17 protein-coding genes are annotated in these 17,245 nt (G+C 48.2%); 5 read left to right on the top strand and 12 right to left on the bottom strand.

Annotated elements, in window-relative coordinates:
* Positions 1-12: 12 nt before the first annotated feature.
* Positions 13-525: a YdeI/OmpD-associated family protein gene (locus tag EGT74_RS06660; RefSeq protein WP_123845737.1), complete on the bottom strand. Its 513-nt coding sequence runs from the start codon at positions 523-525 to the stop codon at positions 13-15.
* 111 nt (positions 526-636) lie between these two features.
* On the opposite strand from EGT74_RS06660, the gene EGT74_RS06655 reads away from it, so the two are divergent.
* Both EGT74_RS06655 and EGT74_RS06650 read left to right on the top strand, forming a co-directional pair.
* Positions 637-966, top strand: a complete 330-nt coding sequence (locus EGT74_RS06655) for an ArsR/SmtB family transcription factor (RefSeq protein WP_123845736.1) — start codon at positions 637-639, stop codon at positions 964-966.
* A gap of 28 nt (positions 967-994) precedes the next feature.
* Positions 995-1,441 carry a nuclear transport factor 2 family protein gene (locus EGT74_RS06650; RefSeq protein ID WP_158618038.1) on the top strand — a complete coding sequence of 149 codons (447 nt, stop codon included), beginning with the start codon at positions 995-997 and terminating at the stop codon, positions 1,439-1,441.
* Between the two features lie 37 nt (positions 1,442-1,478).
* Here EGT74_RS06650 and EGT74_RS06645 read toward each other — a convergent pair whose 3' ends face one another.
* The 5 genes from EGT74_RS06645 to EGT74_RS06625 all read right to left on the bottom strand — a co-directional run bounded on the left by EGT74_RS06645 (position 1,479) and on the right by EGT74_RS06625 (position 7,208).
* Complete coding sequence (locus EGT74_RS06645) at positions 1,479-2,183, bottom strand: DUF2846 domain-containing protein (protein WP_123845734.1); 705 nt, start codon at positions 2,181-2,183, stop codon at positions 1,479-1,481.
* Between the two features lie 728 nt (positions 2,184-2,911).
* Positions 2,912-3,841 carry a 2-dehydro-3-deoxygalactonokinase gene (locus EGT74_RS06640; RefSeq protein ID WP_158618037.1) on the bottom strand — a complete coding sequence of 310 codons (930 nt, stop codon included), beginning with the start codon at positions 3,839-3,841 and terminating at the stop codon, positions 2,912-2,914.
* Between the two features lie 271 nt (positions 3,842-4,112).
* Positions 4,113-5,402, bottom strand: a complete 1,290-nt coding sequence (locus EGT74_RS06635; RefSeq protein WP_123845732.1) for an MFS transporter — start codon at positions 5,400-5,402, stop codon at positions 4,113-4,115.
* A gap of 17 nt (positions 5,403-5,419) precedes the next feature.
* Positions 5,420-6,568, bottom strand: a complete 1,149-nt coding sequence (dgoD, locus tag EGT74_RS06630) for a galactonate dehydratase (RefSeq protein WP_123845731.1) — start codon at positions 6,566-6,568, stop codon at positions 5,420-5,422.
* A gap of 16 nt (positions 6,569-6,584) precedes the next feature.
* A complete protein-coding gene (locus tag EGT74_RS06625) occupies positions 6,585-7,208 on the bottom strand; it encodes a bifunctional 4-hydroxy-2-oxoglutarate aldolase/2-dehydro-3-deoxy-phosphogluconate aldolase (RefSeq protein ID WP_123845730.1) in 624 nt (207 codons plus the stop codon).
* A gap of 279 nt (positions 7,209-7,487) precedes the next feature.
* Here EGT74_RS06625 and EGT74_RS06620 point away from each other — a divergent pair, with 279 nt between their 5' ends.
* Both EGT74_RS06620 and EGT74_RS06615 read left to right on the top strand, forming a co-directional pair.
* Positions 7,488-7,916 carry a hypothetical protein gene (locus tag EGT74_RS06620; RefSeq protein WP_123845729.1) on the top strand — a complete coding sequence of 143 codons (429 nt, stop codon included), beginning with the start codon at positions 7,488-7,490 and terminating at the stop codon, positions 7,914-7,916.
* A 1-nt stretch (position 7,917) separates the two neighbouring features.
* On the top strand, positions 7,918-8,238 hold the full coding sequence (locus EGT74_RS06615; RefSeq protein WP_123845728.1) for a hypothetical protein: 321 nt from the start codon (positions 7,918-7,920) through the stop codon (positions 8,236-8,238).
* A 136-nt stretch (positions 8,239-8,374) separates the two neighbouring features.
* On the opposite strand, the gene EGT74_RS26860 is transcribed toward EGT74_RS06615, so the two are convergent.
* The 5 genes from EGT74_RS26860 to EGT74_RS06590 all read right to left on the bottom strand — a co-directional run bounded on the left by EGT74_RS26860 (position 8,375) and on the right by EGT74_RS06590 (position 13,777).
* Positions 8,375-8,542, bottom strand: coding sequence for a hypothetical protein (locus EGT74_RS26860; protein WP_158618036.1), 168 nt, complete (start codon positions 8,540-8,542; stop codon positions 8,375-8,377).
* A gap of 389 nt (positions 8,543-8,931) precedes the next feature.
* Complete coding sequence (locus EGT74_RS06605) at positions 8,932-9,801, bottom strand: MBL fold metallo-hydrolase (RefSeq protein ID WP_123845727.1); 870 nt, start codon at positions 9,799-9,801, stop codon at positions 8,932-8,934.
* A 507-nt stretch (positions 9,802-10,308) separates the two neighbouring features.
* On the bottom strand, positions 10,309-11,529 hold the full coding sequence (locus EGT74_RS06600; RefSeq protein WP_123845726.1) for a PIN domain-containing protein: 1,221 nt from the start codon (positions 11,527-11,529) through the stop codon (positions 10,309-10,311).
* A gap of 178 nt (positions 11,530-11,707) precedes the next feature.
* The gene (locus EGT74_RS06595) at positions 11,708-12,226 is read right to left on the bottom strand and encodes a hypothetical protein (RefSeq protein ID WP_123845725.1); all 519 of its coding nucleotides are present in this window, start codon (positions 12,224-12,226) and stop codon (positions 11,708-11,710) included.
* Positions 12,227-12,292: 66 nt separating this feature from the next.
* On the bottom strand, positions 12,293-13,777 hold the full coding sequence (locus tag EGT74_RS06590) for a hypothetical protein (RefSeq protein WP_123845724.1): 1,485 nt from the start codon (positions 13,775-13,777) through the stop codon (positions 12,293-12,295).
* A gap of 618 nt (positions 13,778-14,395) precedes the next feature.
* Between EGT74_RS06590 and EGT74_RS06585 the strand changes: the two genes are divergently transcribed.
* Entirely contained in the window at positions 14,396-15,370 is a 975-nt protein-coding gene (locus EGT74_RS06585; RefSeq protein WP_123845723.1) for a terpene synthase family protein, read from the top strand.
* Here EGT74_RS06585 and EGT74_RS06580 read toward each other — a convergent pair.
* Positions 15,357-17,009, bottom strand: a complete 1,653-nt coding sequence (locus EGT74_RS06580) for an ATP-binding response regulator (RefSeq protein ID WP_123845722.1) — start codon at positions 17,007-17,009, stop codon at positions 15,357-15,359. The two genes, EGT74_RS06585 and EGT74_RS06580, sit on opposite strands and share 14 nt — an antisense overlap.
* Positions 17,010-17,245 lie beyond the last annotated feature (236 nt).

Below are 17,245 nucleotides of genomic sequence, written 5' to 3'. Positions count from 1 at the left end.
TGAACGGGCATGCTACTTGTCTTTATCTGCTTTGAGGTTGCGTATCATTGCGCCGTAATCCTGTTTTTTTGCAAGACCGTTGATGGATTGGGCAATGCGCTTTGCACGGGTCTCGTCTGTTTTGGCGCTGTCTATCCACTTCGAAAAATAGCGTTGACGGCTGGGAGCCAGGGAGTTGAAAAAATCTTCTGCAGCAGGTTCTTCACGAAGGCAGGCCACAAAATCATCATTCAGCTGATATTCCTCTTTGTCTTCCGCCAGCTGCACGTTCACTGCAGCGCCCTGCCGTTTGCCGATGGCTTTGCGCATGGCGGCGTTAACGGGCAGTATGTAATCGCCTTCGCCCATGGGCACCAGCGCAACCTGCTGAATGGGATATGCATCGAGCAGGCCTTTTACACGGAAAGCCTTTTTGGTACCGGGTTTGATTTTGCCGGCGATTTCGGCGGAAACGTCGAGGTAGGTCCAGCCGGTTTTTTCTCCCTGGGCGTCAAATTTTTTGAGGATGGCGGTAAACTTGATCATAACTACTGCAAATTAAATAAAAAACGGTGGTGCGATGATACGTTCCGGGTCCGCAAACCAGCAATGTGTGTAACCATTGGGTTTCGTATATTTGATGCAGAAAGAATCACCATGAGAAGAGATGTTTTTCAGGCTATCGCCGATCCTACCCGGCGCGAGATTATCCATTTGCTGGCGCGGCGGCCGCTCAACCTGAACACGGTAGCAGAACATTTCGACATCAGCCGCCCGGCGGTATCGAAACATATCCGCATACTGACGGAGTGCGGGCTGGTGGTGATCAAACAGCAGGGCCGCGAAAGGCATTGCTTCGCCGACCTCGGCCGGCTGAAAGATGTGGCTGAATGGGCGGAGCAGTACCGCACCTTCTGGAACAAAAAACTCGATGCCCTGGATGCCTTCCTGGCGAAAGAGCACAAACCTTCCAAAAACAAAAAATAGCGTTTATTTTTCTGCCAAAAGACAATACATGGAAACCCGTTTGATGATTGAAGCTGTACTGGATATTTTTATCGGCGCCGACGAAAGGGATTGGGACCGCTGTCTGCGGGCCTTTGCTCCCACAGTACACCTCGATTATACCTCCATGGCCGGCGGTCAACCGGCTGATTTGCCGGCCGCGGCAATTGTAGATGCATGGAAGGGATTTCTGCCCCGGTTTAAGGCCACCCATCACCAGCTTGGTAATTTTACCGTGAGCGTGAAAGGTGAAGAAGCGATAGTGTTCTTCTACGGTACGGCTACCCATTATTTCCCTGCAGGGACGGGCGGGAACGTGTGGACGGTGGTGGGCACCTACGATGCGAAGCTGATACAGCAGGACGGGCGGTGGAAAGTGTCTATGCTGCGTCTCAACCTGAAATACCAGGACGGGAACCTGGCATTGCCGGAGCTAGCTGGTGCGGCTGCGTCCTGAAAGCGCCTGTCTTGAACAAGAAAACAAAAGCCGCCTTTTACCGGGCCATCGCCCCGAATTCCTGCATGCCCGTCTGTTCATCCACCAGCTTCAGTTTCGGCCGGCCAACGAACGCTCCCATGACCGCACTGCAGCGCACAAAATAAATACGCCCCGGCTGCACGTTAGCGGTTACCTCCATCTTCGATTCCGTGCGGGCCCAAATCTTCGTTTGGCCGGTGTTGTACATTTTGATGAGATATTTTTCGCCGTTTTTTACCCGGCATACGGTGGAGTCGTTGACGTGCAGGTTGTATTCCAGCGTCCAGGCGATGCCTGATTTCGGCCGGTATACGCACAGCAGTGCATACGATGCGGAGTCAGGCATCAGGGCTTTTATTTCGGACTCGGCGGCTTCTCTCTTTTGGGATACCAGCCCGGTGACGTCTTCGAAATAAAAAATATCACCCTTCAGGCGGTAGCAGGTGCTCCAGGCATCCGGGGGCTTGAGGGAAGTTATTTTGATGACATTGGCCCCCTGTGCTCTTGCTTTCTGGCGGGCTTCCTCCATGGTGCGTTCATAGCCGCAATTCACTTTAAAGCCGCCATCCGCTATTTTGATCTCGCCGAGGGGCTTCGCTTTCCCGATCAGGGGTTCATTTTCCTGCAATATCACCACCATCGTACTGTCGGGCAGAGCCTGGGCTGCGGCCGCGCCTGACAGCAGCAGCGTAGCCAGCAGGGAGAAAAGGAAATGTTTCATAGCTGTTTGTATAAGGGAGACGAGATCAAATTACGAAAGCTGATTCAATGCTGCAAACAGGCTCTTTGTATACTTTTCTTGTATCTGTTGCCTGTTTGGGAGTACCAGTGTTTTCACTTTTCCAGAAATGGTAGTTGCTGTCGCGGCTTTTCGTGTATTCTGTTGTCCACGAAAACGCTTTCCGATTTGTAGTTCCTGCTGTGAACTTTTAATATACCGTTCTTTTATTGTTGCATCTGATCGTTCCTGTTGTAACCTCTTCTGTATTTTGATTTCCTTTTGAACCTGAGAGCCTTTTCTGTTGTATGTTCTTCGCTAGGCACGTAGGGCCGATCCGGGTATAGCTGTAAATCCTTTCAGTTGTCACACTTTACCGTTCCCGATGTACCCTTTCTGTATCTTGATTTCCTTTTGAGACTGAGTGCCTTCTTGGTTGTATCTTCTTCGCGAGCCGCATAGGCTGTTATCCAATTATAGCTGCAAGCCCTTTCAGTTATAACACTTGATCGTTCCCGTTGCAACTTTTTCTCTGTCTTAATTTTATTTGAGACTGAGAGTCTTTGTAGTTGTATATTCGCTGCTAGTCATAGAGGCTGTTATCCGGTTATAGCTGCAGATCATTTTAGTTCTGCCTCTTTGTTCCCGCTTTAAATTTGAATCTTCGTTCACGCCGTGAGTGTTGAGGATAATGCCCCTTCGCTGATTCTTCAATACTATCGGTGAGCAACTCATCGCTGCAAATGCGTCCACACTATATGCTGCCCGCGCACCAGCGCCTCGTCTGCATCTATCCGGCCTTCCACGGCGATGTGCAGCGTTTCACAGGCAGCAGTGTATAATGGAAGGTGCTGCGGGCCGCCGGCCAGGTAAACAGGCGCACCGGCCTGCGCTTCACGAAGTTCCGCGCCGATCAGCAACCCGCTCAGGTAAAAATAATTCTCCTGCGGCGGCATTTTTTTCAGCACGTCGTTGGTGCGCACCAGAAAAGCCGCGTGCAGTAAATTCACCGACCCGCCTGCCTCTACACCGGCTTCAAACGCCCTGCGGGAAGCCTGCTCATTAAAATTGCCATCTCCCTTCACCGACGCAGTCAAAACACTCCGCGCGGATAACAGTTCGAAAAATTCCCCGGTCATAAATGTCCGGAAATCCTTTGCTTGCCCGCCCCGGATGGTAACATGTTTGGCATGTGTGCCGGGCAGGATGAGCAACTGCTCGCGGTGCGTATCCGGTAACAGTGCGGCGCAGCCAACGATCTTTGTTTCTTCTCCCCGCATCACATCCTGCCCGGTAGTGGCGCCGGAAATGATGATCATGTTGCCGGCTGTTTGTACGGAGAGATCGGAACCGTCGAGCTGAAAAGGCAGCGTTTTGTATGGCAGCTCCTTCATGCCGATGCTTGACGAAGCCATGCCGGACAGTATAACAGGAATTTTAGCGAGAGAGATATTGAGTTGTGTTTCCATTGCCGCCACGTGCCGGTTGATCACGGCTGCATAAAACTGTTCGCGAGAGGAGGCTGTTTGCTGCCACTGCTGGAAGGTTTCTGCAATACCGGTTGAAGATTTTTCTTCCGCTATCACGCGCAGGCTGTCAGCATCCACCAGGCGGAGCCTGAAAGAGCTGGTACCCCAATCGCAACTTAGAAACCTGTCCATTTTCGTAGTGCTTTTTGTTATTGCCATTTGACTATCAGGCGGCGACTGCCGCCGCATGTGCTGAGTTCGACTGATTTTCGGATGCGCATCACTGTGCCTGTTGTCAGTACTGCCGGTATCCGTTCTGTATGGAGCGCTTCGTTTGTTTAAACTCCGTCGCCCATACCTGGGAATGCTATTCTTTCTGATACGTTTGAATCCGCCCCGCATCGCGCTGAATCAGCATTTTGAGCCCGTGCCGCATTGCCCGAACTCAATACTCCCGAAAGTCTCATTCCTCCGCATGCGTCCTGATCCTTTCCACATTCCCCACCAGGAAAATATAAGAGCAGGCGCCGAGTATTCCCAGCGCGGCCACAAATACGAGCGCCGGCGCAAAATTGCCGCCGCTGGCGAGGAAGCCGATGGCGATGGGCACTATGATGCCAGCCAGTTGCCCGATGAAATTAAACACGCCGCCGGTGATGTTGATCAGATGTTTGGGCGCCAGCGTGGAAACGAATATCCAGGTAATCGAGGCGAAGCCCACCCCGAAAAATGAAATCGACATAAACAGGATAATCAGCCCGGGTGTGTCCACATAATTCGCGCCCAGGATAAATGCGGATACCAGCAAACCGATGATGATAGGCCGTTTCCGGGCCTTGGCGGCCGAAACGCCTCTTTTTACCAGGTAATCCGATAAAAAGCCGGAGCACAGGATACCCGCGAAAGCGGCGAGGTATGGTATGGAAGCCCAGTAACCGGATTTGATGAAATCAAGACCGCGGTAGTCTACCAGGTATTTGGGAAACCAGGTGAGAAAAAACCAGAGGGTGGCGTTCACGGCAAACTGGCCGATGTAGATGCCCCACAGTTTGCGATACGACAAGACCGCTTTCAGGTCGGCCCACTGAAAGGCCTTCTTTTGTGCAGCCTGTTGTTTGTCGAGCAGCCCGCCGCCTTTTTCAATGTACTGCAGCTCGGCATCGTTGACGCTCTTATGATGCTGTGGGTCGCGGTAAAAAATATACCATACGATGCCCCATACTATCCCTACGAGGCCGGTGACCACAAAGAGGCCTTTCCAACCCACTTCCAACTGTATAGTAGACAGTACAGGCATTAAGAACGCCAGCCCCAGGAACTGCCCCGAGGTGTACACGGCAATGGCGGAGGCGCGTTCCTGATCGGGAAACCAGTTGCTGACCACACGGTTGTTGATCGGGAATGCCGGCGCCTCGAATACACCGGTAGCCATGCGCAAACCGAACAATGTGGCGAATCCCCTGGCAAAACCCTGCATTACCGTGGCGAGCGACCAGGTGATGAGGCTGAAAGCGTATAGGATGCGCGGACTGAAACGGTTCACCAGGATGCCGCCGGGAATCTGGAAGGCCAGGTAAGTCCAGCTGAACGCCGAGAAAATGAGGCCGAGCTGTACGGGCGTGAAATGAAATTCCTTGTCTATTTCCGAGGCCGCTACGGCCAGGTTGCTCCGGTCCATGTAATTGATGACCACGTTCACGAAAATCAGGAACAGCACCTGGTAGCGCACTTTGGAGGGTTTGGGTGTTTTCATCGGGAGTTTTGCGGTGTTTACCATTCTGCCACACTGCCGTCTGTATGTCGCCAGACGGGGTTACGCCAGTTATGCCCTTCTTCGGCCATTTTTCGCACATGCGCTTCGTTGATATCGATGCCCAGGCCCGGTTTATCGGGAATGTTCACGTAGCCGTTTTCGTAATGGAACACGGTTTTGTCGGTCAGGTAGTCGAGCAGGTCGCTGCCCTGGTTGTAGTGGATGCCCAGGCTTTGTTCCTGGATGAACGCATTATGGCAGGTAGCGTCTACCTGCAGGCAGGCGGCCAGTGCAATGGGACCCAGCGGGCAATGCGGCGCGGCGGCTACGTCGAAGGCCTCCGCCATGGAAATGATTTTTTTGCATTCGGTGATGCCGCCGGCGTGTGATACATCGGGTTGTATGATGTCTGCATATCCTTCCTTCAGGAGCGTTTTAAACTGCCATTTGGAAAACATGCGCTCGCCGGTGGCAATCGGGATGGCCACGTGGCGGGCGATTTCCCGGAGGTCTTCATTGTTCTCCGGCAGTACCGGTTCTTCGATGAACATGGGACGGAATGGTTCCAGTTCCTTTGCCAGTATTTTAGCCATCGGTTTATGCACACGGCCGTGGAAGTCGATGCCGATGCCAAGGCCCGGCCCGCCGGCTTCCCTTACCGCGGCGATGCGCTGAATGGCGGCATCAATTTTTTCATAACTGTCGATGTACTGCAGCTCTTCGGTGGCGTTCATCTTCACCGCCAGGAAACCCTGCTCCGCCATTTTTTTGGCGGCCAGGCCTACTTCAGCGGGACGGTCGCCTCCGATCCACGAATACACTTTCATTTTATCGCGCGCCAGGCCACCGAGCAGCTGGTGGACGGGAGCGTTGTAATATTTCCCTTTGATATCCCACAGCGCCTGGTCGATACCCGCGATGGCGCTCATCAGGATGGGGCCGCCGCGATAAAAGCCAGCGCGGTACATCACGTTCCAGTGATCTTCGATGTGCATGGGATCTTTGCCGAGGAGGTATTCCATTAGTTCGTCCACCGCCGTTTTTACCGTGGCGGCTTTTCCCTCGATCACGGGCTCCCCCCAGCCGGTGATGCCGGCATCGGTTTCTATTTTCAGGAACAGCCAGCGCGGAGGCACCTGGAAGAGTTCGTAGCTTTTTATTTTCATAACGGGCGTTGCTTTTTCAGGATTGAAGGGCTTGTATGAACCGTTGCGATTGCCGGGTGAGCTGTTGCAGGTAATCCGGCGTAACGGCCGCTTTGGCGTTCACCAACGCGCTGCCGATACCGAACCCAGCGGCGCCGGCCCGCTGAAAATCCTTGATGTTTTCCGGCGTGATGCCACCGGTGGGCAGCAGGTGCATTTTGGGCAGCGGTGCGGAAATGTCTTTGATGTATGCCGCTGAAGTAGCGGGAAATACTTTGATCATATCCGCTCCCTGTTTATAGGCCGCGTAAATCTCCGTGGCCGTATAAGCGCCGGGGATGCAGACGATGCCCAGGTCCCTGGCGGTTTTGATCACGTCGGTATCGAGGATAGGTGACAGGATGAAACGCGCTCCCGCAGCAGCCGCGGCACGGGCAGTGGCGGCATCCAGCACGGTGCCGGCGCCGATGATCATTTTGTCGCCCATTTTGGCCGATACTTCACGGATGACTTCCAGCGGTTCAGCGGAGTTCATCGTTACTTCCAGTAATCTGATGCCGCCGGCGTACATGGCCTCGGCCAGGTACAGCACGTCGGCCGGTTGAACGCCTCTTACGATGGCGATGATTTTATGCTCGAGGATATGGTCGAGTGTTGACATGGATTACGTTTAGGTGATATGGTAAGGTAGAAAATATACGGGAAGAATTATAGTGCTCCGGAACCGGAGGGATTCCCGCTACGGCCGCGCTTGTATGACCGAAAATGTGGGGGGGCGGTAAGATCAAACAAATGTGCTATTGCGTGGGCTGTAAAATATTGGTTAATTCAATGTAGCTTAAGATAGTGATGTGTTAGCCTTATTGTAAACTCCCCGGCCCCGAGCCATTGAACCGGTACCATGTTTTTTTTAAAATTCCATAAACCAAAAACAAATGTTATGAAAATTCAAAGCAAAAAGCTCCTTTGTCTGTTGGCGTTGCTGGCCACTTTCCAGTTTTCAGCAATGGCCGTTGAAAAAAAGCCCGGTGACAAAAAAGTGTTGAAATCAGGCATCGTACAGGTGGGCGAAAACAAAAGAATGGGCTGGAACCTCGTGGTAACTTACGAGGGGGAATACTCAGACACGTTCATGTACATCGAATATCATTCCTATGAAGTGGTGTTCGACGACGAGCTGGTCAATGGCGGCTCCATCGATTACACCGCCGTGCAATACTCACGGCAGGAAGATCTCAGCTGGAGGCAGGAAGATGAGCTGTCACCCGGTAGTACCGGCTACAGCTTCGGTGTTGTTGAAACGTATTACGACGATGCTTATGTAACCTGGTGGAAAGATTATGTCGTTCACAACGTAAATGAATATTAGTATGAGAAAACTGACGACCCTGCTGCTGTTCATGGCGCTGTGCATGGCCGGCCGCGCGCAGTCCTTGGCAGACCGGCTAACCACTGAACTGAAGGTGAGCCGTACGGTGGCAGACAGTGTGCTGGGGCTGATTGATCAGTCCAGAACTGACCTGGGCGTGGTATTCCGCGATAAAACGCTCACGCCCGAAGAACGAAAGCAGGAAATGAAGCAGATCAGTGAAAAAAGGGATAAGAAGATCAGTCAGATGCTGACACCACAACAGATGGAACGGCTAAAGGAGATCATCAAACCGAAAAAGAAACCTGCAGCACAGTCCTGATAACAGAAGGGAGCTGTATCACTTTTGATACAGCTCCTTTTTATTCGGGCGCCTGATGAAAACAGGCAATCACTTAAGCAATTCCCGGCGCCTTTTGTTTTGGGTGCAGCTGCTTTTTTATGAAGCGGAGTGTGTATTACGCAAAAAATTCTTTCACCACAGGTGCCATGGCCTCAGCTGCAGCCTGGTGGGGCTGGTCTTTGAGCGTTTTCCGTGAGGCGACTGGGATAATTTTCCCCAGCATGTCGGCTGTTGCATGCACGAAATAAAAGCTCTTCCCGCCATCCATGACAAGCGTTGGCATGGCGATCTTTTTTGCGGTGTCGGTGGGGATTGTCCCATCTCCCAAACTTCAGGATCATATTCGAGTGTGTGGCCTACCCGTTCCATTTCCTTCCATTGAGGTGATTTTTCATGTCTTCCATCGCCTCAGGCGGAGTGCCCCTGCTTTCCATGAAAACGGTTACGGCATCACCCGGCCTACGGGCTCCTATGAGCTCGTTGACCTTCCTTTTCTCTTCGGGAAACCTCACAACCCCGGAGCCGTAGGGCGGTTCATACAACGCCAGTTTGGTTATTTTCCCGGGGCCGAGTTTCGCGGCAGCGAGCAGCGCGAGCGCGGCGCCGGAAGAAGAGCCATATAGACAAAATGCCGGCCCAGGCGGACCGGCATTTTATGGTAAGGCAGTGTTGTTATAGCGAAACGATTTTTCCTTCTTTCACCTTCACTATCCGTTTTTTAAACGGTGTCTGGTGCACGGCATTATACAAAACGGAAACCGGCTCCACATAATGAGTAAAAGTAGTGTGGTGCACGGGTATGATCAGGGAAGGTTGCAAGAGGCGGATGATTTGCAGGGTTTCCGCTGTATTGAGCCCCCGGCGCCCGATGTGCCCGTCCGCACCTACGGCGCCCATGTGGGGAATGAACAGGTCGATGCGGCCGTACTGCAGGAGGTTTTGCATATCATCGAACCAGACGGTGTCGCCGGACCAGTATATGCGGTAGCTGCTGCGGCCGGATTTATATTCGAGCACATAACCGTTTACCTCGCCGAGTTCCGAGTTGAGTGGTTCTTTCGCCGCATGCCTGGCTTTTATGGCGATGATGCGGAGGGTTTCGGCGCCTTTGGCGAGCAGGACGGTGTCGGTCCATGGCAGGCCGCGGGTATTGTGAAAGCCCCATTGGACGAGCATGTCGCGGTTGGATGCCGGCGCTATCACCGGCAGCTGTTTTTGGAGGAATGACTTGGCGGTGGCATCAAAATGATCTGCATGCAGGTGACTGATCAGCAACAGGTCGATGCGGGAAGTATCTAACGGGGCCGGCGGGGCAAGGCGTTTGATCGGGGCGTTCAGTTGGCCGGTAGAAGGATGTTTTTTTATCATGAAGCCGGTATCGGATACAGGTCCCAGCATCGGGTCCGTCAGTATTTTGAAACTGCCCAGGTGTAAAACGAAGGTAGGCCCGCCAATCCATTGCAGTGATTTACGGGTTTGTGAAGAAGCGACCTGTGCCGTCAGCAGCAGGGCCAGCAGGATGATGTTAATTGCCGTTCTCATATTCTTATGTTTATCTGATGGAACACGAAATTACAATATTATACTGTTTGGTCAAAAATAAGTTTCAACGCAATAAAAAATGCCCGTCTTCGATGAAACGAAAACGGGCATTTGAAGGATTTTTGGTAGCCCCGCCAGGAATCGAACCTGTTCATCTGAAAGTCTGGAAATCAAATAGAAAGAAGTTGGTAAACTTGATGGGTACCCGATTAGGTACCGGAGGCTATTTTTTTCCAAAGTATTCAAGTTCCATCAGGAATCGAACCTCGCGGTGTTATAGGCTCATTGTCAGTCAACAAAATAGCGTATAAACAGTGAGGTACCCGGACAGGTACCCGCGTATTTTATACCAATTTAGTCCGGCATAGATCAAAAAATTTTCATTCATTGAACCCTGCCACTGGCAACTATTTTAAAAGAACTTTTACCATACAAAGTTACGAAAATTTCCAACTAACAGGAAATGTACTGTGATGTTGCACCCCTTAAAAGAGGATGATTGTTAGACTAAAGAGAGGGGGCGTCCTGGTTGTCAGCAGCACCATTTTCCTCATGGTTTCGGTCATTTGTGCTATTGTCTTTTGAGTTGTTTTTCGATTCTTCATTCAGATTATTGTCAATGTTAAAACCGTCGTGAAGTGAATCTATACTAAAATAGATTTTAGGTAATTCTGTTTTTTGGGACATTGCGTGTAGGTAATCATGAAAAAATGACACCATTTGAGCATTCTTGGTGAAATCCTTAAAATCTTGGCTATTTATTGTATTGTTGAATTTATTGAATGTATTAAATTCTTTACTCAGAAGGAGGGTTACAATTTTTTCATAAACTGAACGATTCAAACGATCGTTCTCATTTTCAGGAGCCTTACTGGGCAAACTACCTACCGACCTAACTTCCTCAATAACGGCTTCCTCGACCTTTGCATGACCTTTCGTAGATTCTGAATAGCGATCTAAAAATCTGTCGGACGTATAGAGGATAAGTATCTGGCCGCTAAATTCGAAAAGTTCCTGTTGCAGTTCAGGTCTTGGAGATATGGACTGTCCGCGGGATCGAAGCCACCAATCATCTTTTATGTCGTCACTGATAAAGATAAAGGGTTGGGCAGTTTCTTTTGAACGAGCTATCAATTGTTTCCAGATGAATAAATCTCCGAATTTGTTAGTTTGCTTTGCTGCGTCCTCATATCCAGGTGGGACTTTGTTTTTGTATCTTTCTTCTCCTTCCTTTTCAATTAATTTGATTTCCTCTGCGTTCATAGGTTTACCGACTTTGCCATCAAATAGCTCCGTTATTTCGCTGAGGATGGCATCTTCATGTAATAACTTGTTATAAAAATCCCGTTTGGCTCCCAAATCTTCAACACAGGCTTTAAAATTATTCTTAAATGCCTCAACTATACTATCGCTCAAATGAGGGGAACGCTTGTTTTGAAGTATCGATTTTTCCAATTCAGAAAAATTCTTTATGGCATCTTCATAAGTCTTAACCTCGCCTGCAATGACCTCAATCCGCCCTTTGTGAAATTCTTGTGCTACGTTGTAAGGTAGCCAAAGTTGATTTCCAAAGGTTTTAAGTACGCGAAATATCTCAATGCGTGTATTTTCAGAGTATCTGTAAAAATTGAAAAGGACGTTTGTGTCCAGCGAAATAAACCCTTTTTTCCATACTTCGTTTATTTCCTCAGAAGTTAATTTATAGTATCCCCTAAAAAGACTCTTCATTTTAGAATTTTGTGCTCAAAGTGTTTGTCTTGCTTTCAGCGGTCAACACATGCGAAAGATAATCGTATGAGTACCTTAAATATCCAAATTATTTCAGGAAATGCATTATAAAGCAGATATTTTCTCACTTTGTTTAACCTGCTGCCCATCAACGCGACACTGGTATATTTCTGGTCGCCTACTGTACCACCCGTTCACGTAATATACGTGAGGTTTTTGCGGGTAACCATACAATCTTCATATTTTCCTTGACACCCAAATACATGTCTTCAAAAGTTAAAGCAGCGGTAACCTTGTCAGATACCTGGTCCACTGTGAAAATCCTCTTGTCAGTTTCCTCAAATCGCACGAGCACCGGTTGAATAAAGCAGGTATTGTTTCGGATGTCATTTTTTTTGCAATATTCCTTCCAGTACGTGTCCAATGGTGTAAGGTGAACGTAAGCTGCATTTAATCGCCGTACTATATCATCTTTGACAGATGCCGGTGTTCCAGCTGAAAACGTTAGGGATTGTCGTTTGCCGTCGGCTGACAATACGAGTGCAACGGTATATATATCTACCGAATCGGCGTGCGCCGTAAATTTGGGGGTGATAGCATTTGAAATTGATTTAATTAAATCTGCCGGCAGCTTTTGTGCATATCCTTGAAGATAGCCAATAGTCAATATCATGATCAGAAATATTGCTTTTTTCATAAGATCTATCGTTTTGTTTAATCTTGTAGCTATAATTTAAAGTAGTACTTTTTTGCTAAAATAGGTTCAGTCGCATTTTGTACCCTTCGCACCGGTTCGATATTCAATAAAAAGTAGCCGAGCTGCCTCATACCTTTCTGGAAAAGCCTGCAATAGAGTTGCTCCCAAAATAGTGTTGCCCAGTCCCGTAAGATTTAGCAATTCAGCGTCTGACTTGCTCATGCCAAACATATCCATCATAAAGGCGTTCATTTCCTCATAATAATTTTTTGCCATCAACTGATGTTCGTAAGTTTCTGTATAATCTCCTTCATCCGCCAGTATAGCGTGTACTAACTCGTGGAGAAAAACTTGCATGAGTGCCTCTTTCGAAGCGTCGGCAAATTTGGGAGAATTTAAATAAATTGTCACATTCATTTTGTCACCAACGTGTTTAGTGCCGGTTGCTCCGTTCCATGAATTTTGCCATGTTGTACTGGGGTAGTCGATGGCAAATTGCTCTTTATCCTGAAATGTTAAGTTGACTTTACGGGAGACTCCAAAAATCCGCTGGGCTTTTTCAACAATATCACTCATCATCCGGTAATTCATCATGTCAATGGCCGTTTCCTTATGGCACGGATTTTTCAACTTCACGTCGACGGTTTCCACGCCGTAACCTTCTGGTAGTGTCGGGTCGGGTATATACGGTTCAGGCTCCGGGTCGTTGTCAGGAATGTCATCAATCCAAACATCTTCGCAGATCACCGTTGTAGTGGTGTTTGTTTGTTCCCAAACACCGCAACTCCAAGACACAGAGGGATTCGCACTAAACGCGGAAAGGTGGGGGTCTTCTGAAGGCGAAAAGCAGCTGTATTCATCGCGTACGGTTGCGAACGCTACAAAAACGTGAAACCCATCTGAGGTCATGCCAGAGCATTGCGACTGATATTCGCATTCCAAATATTCCTTGCATGTATATTCATACCGAGCATTAGGATCGAATTTTCTTTTTCGAGTGGTATTAGCCGGTGTGATTTGTTTGCACTTTTCGCCGTTTTCGTATATAAAACCGACTTGATAATCTCCCGTCCAGGTGAACATTTTTACCTCCCCATCGAATCCGGATGGCTCAAATGTAGATTTGGCAGGCACCGCCTGCATAACCAGCATTTGCATGGTTCGCGTTGAATCCTGGTATATAAGAAGCCAGGGGCTGGGCAAAAAAATATCTTTTGGCTTCTGTCCATTCCTGAACTCGGTTAGACGCCGAAGCGTTATTTTTTTACTGTTGAGGGGGACTTTCCAGAATAAAATATTATTGTCCCCTTTTTCGAGTTTGGCGTTCTGCCAGTCGGGAATATTATGGTATTTGGTAGGGGCGTTCCCAATGATGGAAGCATTATCGACGGATTTTATGTAATCCTCGAAATAGGACTTCGCGTTGTCTAAGGAGAAATCTCCTTGTTGTTCCTGCGGGGTGGGTTTCTCTGTTGCGTTATTCTTTGAGCAACCATAGAATAACAGACCGGCAGTGACGGCAATTAAAGTTAACGATAAGCACTTTTTCATATTATGGGATTGGATTAACGAGGGTGTTTTCCATCGGGCAAATCATAGAGCAATCATTTCCCTGTTTATATGGAATAATGAACAAAGAATATCATAATACAGTTGGGAAAATAAAGCGCAACCAAGATGATCTCTGCTGAGCGAATTTGTTGCTACATGGGAGTAATCGGTGCTTTTCTATTTAACCGCTCGGCCTTTTGCCATTTAAAAGATACATAAAATAGTGAATTCCATAAATATTCTTTTTTTATATTCTTATGAATTTAAATGTATGCTGCAGTTTCAAATGTAAGGGCTTTAGAATATCGTTTATTGCTTTCCGTTTCAAAGAACGAATTCCTTTTTTAAAATAGAATCGCGGCATTGAAAAAGGCCACGTATGTATTGAATCCTTCGCTTCAATTATCCTTTTCCACTTTCTATAGGTTCGTTCTGGGAGCAGTGCATTTAAATTGCCTGATACAAATGTTTGGGCAAGGTAAACAGATGAAACAAACGCTTTCACTGCGCTATTTCTGCACCCCACATTAACAATCTTCTATCCGCGCAATTAACATCTTCCATGATTTATAATAGTTATATTATAATAGATTAATAACCATTATAAAAGCGCAGATTATGGTACACGTAAAGCTGCTTTCCCCATTCCCGGGAAAGCTAAACCCATTTTTACAATTAGCTGAAGATTCCACTGCTTTGTGGATGTCCCGCTATGGATTGTTGCCGACTGATAGAGAGCGCCGGATGAACGGTGAAGGGAATTTCACCTGGATGGTCGCGCGAATGTTCCCTCATGCCGACTTGGAGCGGCTATGTGTTGCCTCCGATTTTAATGCCCTACTATTTTTACTGGACGACGATTTTGATGGCCATCAGACTAAAGGTATGAAAAGCCGGATGTTCAAAGGCATGGTCAATAGCATGATCTCTATCATGGAAAATACCGCGGCTCCGGTAGATAGTGCTGTACTGACTGGCTTTGCTGATATTTGGCATAGGTTGATGGCCATCAGTACGCAGGTATGGCAACACAGATTTAAAGCAAGTTTAAAAGCTGCACTGCAGGCCAATCTTTGGCGTATGGAAATTGTGGACAGGGATGTATCGCCTGATCTTAGTGAGTATTTGAAATTTCGTCCCATGATCGGCGGAGCCAACTTTTTCGCCTATCTGCTGCTGGTCATGGAACAAATAGATCTTCCAGATTATGTTTATGAGAATTGCACGATGCAAAGGCTCATGCACTTGGCTGCATCCACCATCTGCTGGGCAAATGATATCTTTTCGTTTAGGAAAGAATTGGCTGAAGGCGACGAACTGAACCTGGTGATGTTATTGCGGCGGGAAAGGGGGGGCAGTATTAAAGAAGCAGTTCATGCTGCTGTGCGTTTTCATGATAAATGGGTGAAGGAATTTATTCAGTTGGGGTGGAATCCTCCGGTATTTGGCGATACGCTGGTAGATGCCGAAGTGGTGCGCTTTACGCAAGGGCTGGGTGTGATGATGAATGCAAATATTGTTTGGTCAACTGTAGATACGCAACGGTATCGTTTTGTGCCGCTGCTGAACAGGCCGGTTGTCAGGATTCGATAGCCGCATTTTTAGGAAACAGATCACGCATAAAAATTAACACATCACTGTAGGGTAATGGCTTTGAAAAGCACTTGGCGGCTCCCGCATTTGTTGCCTGAGCAAGCGTTTCCTTCATCGTGGCACCCGTTAACACGATGATAGGTACCTTCTGCAAGGGAACGTACGATTTGAACATGCGTATGGCAGCCGGACCGGAAATCTTATCGCTTGTTTCGAGATCCAGAATAATAGCATCCGGTATATGTCGTTGGGCAAGCTCATATCCAACAAGTGCGTCCCGTGCTAACAACGTCGCTGCCCCCGCTTGCTCCATAAACCGGCCAGTCAGGGTGAGCATCATTTCGTTGTCTTCTATGATCAGCACGGTTTTGCCTCCCAATGGTTGCCGGTCCCATATAGGGCTATGCGCGTTTGGCGGGGTGCCAATTTTCAGGGGTAAAATAATGGTCGCTTTTGTTCCTCCGTCAAAAGGGGTCAGGCTGATGCTGCCTCTTAATTGCCGTACCAGTTTGCGGGTAATAAAGAGTCCTAAGCCCGTCCCTTCGAGGCTCCCCCCTTTTGACACATACGGCGCATAGATTTTGGGCAGCAGGGTTTGGTCAATCCCTGGACCCTGGTCGGTTACGTTGATTTGCCACCTTTCTTCTGAATAGAAAATCTGTACTGAAACGGTAGAGCCGATGGGGGTGAATTTGATGGCGTTGCTCAACAGATTGTTCACGATTTTAATAATAGCTGGTTGGTCGGTCAGAATGTAGGTGGGCATTTTGCAACTGTAGTCGATGGTCACGTTTTTGTCGGCAGCCAGAAAACGGTTCTGTGCAACGATACTATCCAAAAATGGTTTGATTTCAACCGAATGAAGTGTAATCTGGTCCTCCTGGCCGGCTTCTATTTTGGCGGTGTCAAGTTCTGAGGTAACAAGCTGTCGAACAAATAACGCCGAACGATAGATCTCATCCATTTGCGGTGAATTGTGGCCGTCCCGGCGCTCTTTTTCAATGATGCTAAGAATTAGCTGGAAAGCATTCCGCAATTCATGCGAAGATTCTGCGAATTTTTGTGTTCTGCTTTTGAGCTGCCGCCAAATAATATAAATGTGCAGTGAGATCATCAGTATGTCCAGTATCAGTATAAATGGAATTGCCAGCCAGCGGGTGGCAAAAAGGTGGTCACGGCTTATCTCGATTGGATGTACCCATTCAAGATAGTAAGTTACCTCACAACAAATCCACGCAAACGCCGTAATAGATACGGAGATGGCACAGTGTGTAATATTATCCCGGAAGAGGTAAAAGGCCAATCCAACATAAAAAATGACGAGTAAATGCACCTCCACGATACTACCCAGTAAGGCACTATAGTACACGATGGTTAAATTACTGACCAGTACCGTTAAATGGGCAGCCATAAAGTGTAGCCGAAATTGGTTAATTGTAGCAATTATTATAAACAGGAGTGCTTCTATCAGGTTCGGGACCAGTCCACGGAGGTCATGGGTGTACAGATAAAAACCCGTACCATATAAAGTGGTCATGAAGGCCAGCAAGAGATTAATCCGGGTCAAAAACTGCCAGCGCATAGAATCGGATGTCAGAAGATTGGCGATTTCCGTTAATAGTAGGGTTATCTTCTTCATCTTTACGACAATTCGGTTGTGGGTGGGGTGGAGGTTAAGATTTGGATTGGTTTGGTTTGCTCCGTTTTGGGTCGTTATGCCACGCTGGTATATATTATGAGTGTATTTTTATCAATCTGGGGTGAAGTTTGGGGAAAAGTTTTTCAATTTCAGAAATTTTCACAAACAGGTTTGCGAGATGTGGCGACTGCCGAACTTTCTTGTATTCACACTTAAGGTGCAGTCTATAACACGTT

It is taken from the genome of Chitinophaga lutea (genome assembly GCF_003813775.1).
Taxonomy (GTDB): domain Bacteria; phylum Bacteroidota; class Bacteroidia; order Chitinophagales; family Chitinophagaceae; genus Chitinophaga; species Chitinophaga lutea.
Note: the sequence above shows the minus strand (reverse complement) of the source record. Positions and strands in the feature narration are given on the sequence as shown.